Annotated in this window: 2 protein-coding genes and 1 pseudogene; all 3 read right to left on the bottom strand. The window is 63.5% G+C overall.

All coding sequences use genetic code 11. The annotated features are described in order from the left end of the window. Positions 1 to 550: 550 nt before the first annotated feature. Positions 551 to 1,784, bottom strand: a pseudogene (locus tag QZ609_RS25330) (integrase arm-type DNA-binding domain-containing protein). Between the two features lie 168 nt (positions 1,785 to 1,952). Then, positions 1,953 to 3,377 (bottom strand): tRNA uridine-5-carboxymethylaminomethyl(34) synthesis GTPase MnmE, encoded by a 1,425-nt coding sequence (gene mnmE / locus QZ609_RS25325; protein ID WP_295500919.1) that lies wholly within the window; start codon positions 3,375 to 3,377, stop codon positions 1,953 to 1,955. A gap of 129 nt (positions 3,378 to 3,506) precedes the next feature. Continuing rightward, on the bottom strand, positions 3,507 to 3,720 hold a 214-nt coding region (locus QZ609_RS25320; protein ID WP_295500917.1), incomplete at its 5' end, for a YidC/Oxa1 family membrane protein insertase.

The raw sequence follows: 3,720 nt of genomic DNA, 5'->3' as shown, positions 1-3,720 counted from the left end.
GCACCCTCCAGTGGGTACGATATTACTTCCTAATTAAACGTTACGGTTCACTAGCTCAGGTGCTTGACCTACTGCGCATCTACGGCTTGGCCGTCTACATAAAGGACCGCGCTCTCGTAGTCACAGAACGAGTCTTTGAGTACGGTGCCCAACGATGACGGCTAGAAGAAAGAAAACGTCTTGATGAGAATTTTGGGAGTGGACCCGCTGTACAAGACGATCGTGTGGCTGTCCAAAACACGAAACGCTGTAGTCAGCGAAGCACCAATCGCGCAATCCGCATGGACCGAAGTCGCTTCCAGCAGCGAGAGAACCGCAAATAGAGATTTTCTCCTCATCCGACGCTCCCGTTGTCATCTGGGGATTTGCTCATGGCAGGCCAGTGCGTGCGTACCCCGCTCTGGGAGGGTGCGCCACAGCAATTGGCGTTAGGGTGTCAGCCATGGTTCAAGCTTCTTATTAGCTTGGTAGCGGTGAGGCAGGTTCGATGCGCCAACATCGTTCCTGCCTGCCGCTTCGCCTGATTCCGTCAGGCGCGGTCATACAAACCCTAAGCAGCGTTGCCGAAGCGGCCAATCACCACCTTCTTTTCCTCCGATATCTGCGCGTCCACGAAGTCAGCCCAGAGCTGCAGGATGCGACGCCGCGCCTCTGCGTACTCGGCGCGGTTGTAGACACCTTTGATTCCCTTGATGTTGTGAGCAAGCGCCTTCTCGATGGCGTCTGACGACTGCCCCATCTCGTGAAGGTGCGTGGACGCGGTGCGGCGGAAGTCATGCAGTACGAAATGCTGCACGTCCATGCTGAGCGCGCGCACTGCGGTGTTGAGTGTGCTCTTGGCAATCGGAACGTCTTTGCCCCCGCGACTCGTCGGGAAGAGGAATGCGCGGCCTTCGGTGAGCGCGAAAATCGCACGCAGCATGGCAACGGCCTGGGCTGACAGATAGACCCAGTGCTCCTTGTCCTTCTTCATGCGCTCGGCGGGGATGCGCCAGATCGAGGCATCCAGATCGAACTCCGACTTGCGCGCCTCGATCAGCTCGGACTTGCGCACCATCGCCAGGATGAGCAGGCGCAGGGCGAGCTTGTGCAGGCGGCGGATGTCGGAGGCGTAGATGCTCCGCAGAACGTTGCCGATCTCGCCTGGTGTCAGAACGCGGGTGCGGCTCTCTTGCGTGGCGATGAAGCGAGCAACGAGGGCTTGAGCGGGGTTTGTGGTGGCTACGTGCCGAGCCACGGCGTACTCATACATGCGCTTGAGCACGTTGCGCGTGAAGAGGGCCATCTTTGGGGGCGCCACGAGCCTTGATCTTGTCGCAGAGCTCCAGCACTTCGCCTGGCGTGACCTCGGTGAGCGCCTTTGAACCGATGACCGGCAGGATGTCCTTATCCAGGGCACGCCGCACGCCTCGGCGGTATTCCTCTGACTTGTCGGCAATCGTTGCCTCGAACCACTGGGCGGAGGACTCGCGTAGGGTAGTCGGTGCCGCGTCGGCACCCCGATCCTTCTTGGATTGGGCAACCGGCGAAACGCCGGAGGCCACGATCTCTGAATATTTGCGGGAGCGTCCCCGTGCTGCTGTCAGGCTGACGGCAGGGTAGTCGCCGATCGTCACAAGGGGCTGCTGCTTGCCATGCAGCGAGTAACGGTACCGCCACACCTTGGACCCGGACACCATAATCTCTAGCACCAAGCCCCCGCCATCCACTACTTGGTAACGGGCAGTCTTCGGCTTGAGGGCCTTGATGCGGGTATCGGTGAGGGGAGGGACTGCCCGGGGCATCTTTAGTACACAGCAATCAGTACACAAGCGAGTTGTGTACTGATTGCTGCGCACAATAGATCGATGGGCGTCAATGGGAATCGCTTGGCAACATCAGCCAATAATTCCTTGCAAAACAACGGTTTGCTTGGATGTTCTTGGCAACCTCGGGCATCCCTTGGCAACCGATTATTTTCCAATACAAAACCGGCTGAAGATCACCCCCAGCAGATCATCGCTGGAAAACGCCCCGGTGATGCTGTTCAACGCCTCCTGCGCCAGCCGCAGCTCTTCGGCAAACAAGTCGAGCGACTGCGCCTGCTGGTTCGCATGGTCCGCCGCCGTGGCGAGGTTTTCCTTGGCCGTGCGTAGCGCGGCAAGGTGCCGCTCGCGCGCCAGATACAACCCCTCGCCGCCACCTTGCCACCCGGCGATCTCCAGCAACGCCGCGCGCAGCAATTCAATCCCCACGCCATCGCGCGCCGACAGCCACACCTCAGGCGGCGCGGCTTCGACACGCCCCGGTGCGGCCACACCGGTCAGGTCGATCTTGTTGACCACGCGCAGCGTCGGCACGCCGGCCGGCACGTGTGCGGCAATGCGTGCGTCGATGGCGGCGTCTTCGGCGGAGAGTCCGTTGCCGCGGTAGTCCGCCGCATCCAGCAGATGCAGCACCACATCCGCACGCGCGATGGCGGCCCAGGTGCGTTCGATGCCGATGCGCTCGACCTCGTCTTCCGTGTCGCGCAGGCCCGCCGTGTCGACGATGTTCAGCGGGATGCCCTCGATCTGAATGGTCTGCTGGACCTTGTCGCGCGTGGTGCCGGCGATCGGCGTGACGATGGCCAGTTCGGCCCCGGCCAGTGCGTTGAGCAGCGACGACTTGCCCACGTTCGGCTGCCCGGCCAGCACCACGTGCAGGCCTTCGCGCAGCAACGCACCCTGGCGCGCCTGCGCCAGCACGCCGTCGAGCTGCGCGCGGATGCCGGCAAGCTGGCCGCGCGCATCGGCGGCTTCGAGAAAGTCGATCTCTTCTTCCGGAAAATCCAGCGTCGCCTCCACCAGCATGCGCAGGTGGATCACGCGCTCGACCAGCGCATGCACCGCCTGCGAGAACACGCCATCGAGCGAACGCGCCGCCGAGCGCGCGGCGGCCTCGGTGCTGGCCTCGATCAGGTCGGCCACCGCCTCGGCCTGGGCCAGGTCCATCTTGTCGTTGAGGAAGGCGCGGCGCGTGAACTCGCCGGGCTCCGCCACCCGCAGGCCGATCTCACGGCCGGCCTGCAGGCAGCGCTGCAGCAGCAGTTGCATCACCACCGGGCCACCGTGGCCCTGCAGCTCCAGCACCTCCTCGCCAGTGTACGAGTGCGGCGCCGGAAACCACAGCGCGATGCCGCGGTCGATGGCGTTACCGTCGGCGTCGAGGAAGGGCAGGTAGGTTGCCTGGCGCGGCTGGAGCGTGCGCCCGCACACGGCCTGCATCACCGCGCGCACGTCCGGGCCGGACACGCGCACCACGCCGATACCGCCACGCCCAGGCGCCGTGGCAATCGCCGCGATGGGGATGGTGCGGAGAGGCGGGCGTGCCGCGTCGGAAGCGTTCGGCAAAGTCATTGGCTGGGTGGAAGCGGTCATGGGCGGTATTGTGCGGCAGCCCGGCGCACGGAGCCAGCCCGGCCTCGCGCCGCCGGGCGATAAAAAAAGGGCACCCGGAGGTGCCCTTTTGGCTGAAGTGCGTTCGCCTTACTTGGCGGCCGCGGCCTTCTTGTTGGTGCCCAGCATGCGGTTGATCGACCACTGCTGCGCGATCGACAGCACGTTGTTGACCACCCAGTACAGCACCAGGCCGGCCGGGAAGAAGAAGAACATGACCGAGAACGCCAGCGGCATGAACAGCATCATCTTGGCCTGCACCGGGTCCGGCGGGGTCGGGTTCAGCTTGGTCTGCACGAACATC

It is taken from the genome of uncultured Ralstonia sp. (assembly GCA_913056305.1).
GTDB lineage: Bacteria > Pseudomonadota > Gammaproteobacteria > Burkholderiales > Burkholderiaceae > Ralstonia.
Note: the sequence above shows the minus strand (reverse complement) of the source record. Positions and strands in the feature narration are given on the sequence as shown.

What these genes read in the sequence shown, in the direction of transcription:
- mnmE (WP_295500919.1), bottom strand. Translation starts at nt 3,377, where the DNA reads ATGACTTTGCCGAACGCTTCCGACGCGGCACGCCCGCCTCTCCGCACC.